Consider the following 3,340-nt stretch of genomic DNA (forward strand, 5'->3'; position numbering starts at 1 on the left):
GCGGCCGCGCGTCCGCGATCCGGCGCGCGGGCCGACGCGCGCCCGCGGCTCAGCCGGCGGCCGCTTCGCGATCGGGCGCGAACTCGTCGATCTTCCGGCGGATGCGCGCCGCGAAACGTTCGTACTGGGCGCCGAGCAGGCGGCGCAGCTCGGCATCGCTGGCGTAGCCGATCGAGCGGCGGTAGTCGCGCTTGATGATCTGGCCGCGGCGCCAGTTCGCGTCGATCGCGGCGAGATCGCCGGCCGGAAACGCGCGCGCCTGCGGATGCGCCTGCCGGTACGCGGCGACGCGCTGCCGATGGCGTTCGACCAGCGCGGCGACCGCGGTCGAGCGCGGCAGCCGTTCGATGTCCACGACGCTGCCGTATTCGAACGGCGAGATGTTTTCGTACTGGGTGATCAGGTAGCCGCCGTCGTCGAAGTGACTGACGCACTCGGTCAACGGATGCTTCTTCCATTTGCCCGACAGCAGCAAGGCCAGGAACCCGGCCATGCCCGGCCATTTCGGCCGCAGCACGAAGGTGGCGGCGCACAGCGTGCCGTCGGCGTCGGCATGGAAGCCGAGGAGCACGCGCTGGCCCAGGGTCGGCGTCATGCCGGTCGCCTCGGCATCGGCGACGTGATGCAGGCCGGCCGCGGCGAACGCGCGCCGCTGCTTCGCCGCATAACGGCGCTGGTAGGCCGGGAACGCCGCCGCGTCGGCGGCGACGAGGTTCGGCGGCGCCTCGTAGGCGACGTTGAGGATCTGCTCGGCGAGGTTGGCCGCGAGCAGATCGTCGGGCGATTCGGGCAGGTGCGCGGCGATTGCCGCGTCCAGTCGCTGTCCGCGCCGCACGGCGCGCGCGGCGCCGAGCATGGCCGTCGCAACCATGTCGTCCTGCTGGTTGCGGTCGCCGGGCGGGATCACGCTTTCGAGCAGCTGCGCCATGTCCTCGAGCTCGCCGCGGCCGCCGTTCCCGGAACGGCGGCGCAGGTCCAGCACGTGCTCGCGCTGCGGCGCATCGGCCGGCAGCGCGGCAAGCACGCCGTCGTACTGTGCCACGGCCTCGTCGTGGCGGCCGAGGTCGTGCAGCAGCCGGCCCATCTGCAGGCGAAAACGCGGACCGCCGTCGAGCCGCGCGCATTCGGTGAAATCGGCCAGGGCCGCTTCGAGCCCGACACGCAGGTAGCGCAGGCCGGCGAGTGTCTCGACGCAGTCGGCCTCCGGTGTTCCGTCCGGAACCTGCATCGCGCGCAGGCGACGCTGCTCGGCGCGCACACCGAGGAACTCGATGCGCGCGGGGTCCAGCGCGATCGCGCGCGCGAGCAGCGCATCGGCTTCGTCGTTGTGCAGCAGCGATTCCACGGCGCCGTCGTTCGCGATCACGTCCATCATTCCGCCGCGCAACAGCTGCGACAGTCCGAAATACGCATCGGCCAGATTCGGATCGATCGCGATCGCACGGCGCAGTTGCGCGATGTGACCTTGCCGGCGCTGTCCGGCCTGCTGCAGCCAGGCGGCGATCTGCGCCTTCGTCGGCTGCTCGTCGCCGCCGACGGCCTCGTCCACCCCGCTGAGCTCGACCTGCTTGACCAGCGCCGGCGCGTGATCGGGATTCAGCGCGAGCACCCGGTCGACGGCCGCGCGCGCGTCGGCCGGACGATCGAGCTTGAGCAGGCAGTTCGCGCGATACCAGTGCAGCGCCGCGACCTGCGGCTGTTCGGCGACGACCGCCTCGATCGCGGTCAGGGCCTGCGCGTAAGCGGCGGCCCGCCAGGCGGATTTGAAGGCTTCGAAATGCGGCGACATGCGGCGTGTTTTCCCCTGTGCTTCCGTGCGGCAGGCGCGACTTTATCGTCTACCGGCCGGGACACGGAAGGCGTCGCCGCCCCCGCGTAACCGGACTGCCGCGTTTTACCGCGGCAGCCGAACGCTCGCGGATTCCCGGAAACGCGCCGGGCGTACGCGATCGCGCGGCCGGCGGTTCGCGATCGGTTCCCCGGGCCGGCCTGCGCGACTGTCAGCGCCGCGAAAACCCGCCGGCCGTCGCGGGCGCGTTCGGGTCGGTCAGAGCCAACGCGCAATCGATGTACGGCGACACGGCCGCCCAGTCGCGTCCCTGCTGCCACGAAACGACGAGCTGCCGCGACACGGCCACGACCGACGGGTCGTACTCCAGCATGTGGCGAGCCAGCGCTTCGCGGGTGTCGGCGGCATCGTGCAGCGAACCGTCCTGTCGCGCGTAGCTGTGGAACTCGGCGATCCGGCCCGGTGCCTCGACGCCGGGCAGTCCCGCGCATTCGCCGCCGCCCGCATCCAGGCGCGACGCATGCGCGACCGAGTAGCTGTCCTGGATCATGTGCAGCAGCACGCCGAGCGCGACCTCGCGCAGATGGCTGCGAGCCTCCACGATGCCGGTCGCGAACAGGTTGGTCGCGGTCATCTCGCCGGGAAAGTACGCGGCGAACCCGGGTACGGCGACGTCGCGCAAATAGATGTCCGTGCGGATCGCTCCGCGGGCCACGCCCCAGAGGAATTCGGCCCAGATCCGCATGTTGCGCTGCGTGTCCCGGGCAGGCTCGCCTTCATAGGCCGCCATCGCATGCATGAACTGCAGATCGCCGTAGTGGCTGCGATAGAGCAGCATGGTTCCGGGTCCGAATGCGGGGCCCGTACCCTTGTGGGCCTTGGCCGCGCGGCCGGCGTCGTCGAACAGTTTCCGCCAGCATTCCGGCTGCGCCGTCGAACGCAGGGTGACGCTGGCGTTGCACGCCTTGACGGCCGGCGGCTTGCCCGGGTCGAGCCGGAACGGCGGGTCGTCGGGCCAGCGCACCCCGTAGAGCAGCATGCGGTGCTGCTTGACCCGGTCCAGGGTCACGCAGCCCATCTCGTCGCCAGGTCCCGCCGTGCAATCCAGTGCCGCCAGGGTGATGGCTTCGTGCACCGGCGACTTGAGATGCGGCAGGACATGGTCGACGACCCAGATCCCGGTCCAGCTCCAGAAGCGCGACGTGCTGACGTTGCCGAGCTTGCGGTCGACGTCGCTGATCTTGGGCAGGATCTGGTAGGCGTCCGACCGTTGCGGGACAGCGAGGCCGAACAGGCCCAGCACTGCACCGAGCAGCCGTGCGGCCGCGGCCGCGCGCGAAAGATTCCAGCGATTCATCGTTGCCTCCCCATGGGCTTCGAGCAGCTACCGATCAACCGGTGTTTCCGGCGCTGCGAATCTCTCACGGATCCGGCGCGCCGGGCCGGCGCGCGTCATCCCGCCTGCGGGCCCGCGGCTCAACCGCGCTGCGCGCGCGCCCAGCGCACGATGTCGGCGCGGCCGATCGCGCCGGACTGGCGCGCGATCTCGCG

Annotated in this window: 3 protein-coding genes; 1 reads left to right on the top strand and 2 read right to left on the bottom strand. The window is 71.1% G+C overall.

The genetic code is table 11. The features are described from left to right. Window positions 1-49 precede the first annotated feature (49 nt). Together NON22_RS22135 and NON22_RS22140 are read right to left on the bottom strand one after the other, a co-directional pair. A complete protein-coding gene (locus NON22_RS22135; protein WP_257389168.1) occupies window positions 50-1,789 on the bottom strand; it encodes a tetratricopeptide repeat protein in 1,740 nt (579 codons plus the stop codon). 211 nt (window positions 1,790-2,000) lie between these two features. Further along, window positions 2,001-3,146, bottom strand: coding sequence for a hypothetical protein (locus tag NON22_RS22140; RefSeq protein ID WP_257389169.1), 1,146 nt, complete (start codon window positions 3,144-3,146; stop codon window positions 2,001-2,003). Window positions 3,147-3,158: 12 nt separating this feature from the next. Here NON22_RS22140 and NON22_RS22145 point away from each other — a divergent pair. After that, window positions 3,159-3,340, top strand: a 182-nt coding sequence (locus NON22_RS22145; RefSeq protein ID WP_257389170.1) for a hypothetical protein, incomplete at its 3' end; no start/stop codon positions are given.

This window comes from Tahibacter caeni, from assembly GCF_024609805.1.
Lineage (GTDB): Bacteria > Pseudomonadota > Gammaproteobacteria > Xanthomonadales > Rhodanobacteraceae > Tahibacter > Tahibacter caeni.

Excerpts from the sequence above, each read along its gene's own strand:
- NON22_RS22135 (WP_257389168.1), bottom strand. The coding sequence starts at position 1,789 with ATGTCGCCGCATTTCGAAGCCTTCAAATCCGCCTGGCGGGCCGCCGCT.
- NON22_RS22140 (WP_257389169.1), bottom strand. The coding sequence starts at position 3,146 with ATGAATCGCTGGAATCTTTCGCGCGCGGCCGCGGCCGCACGGCTGCTC.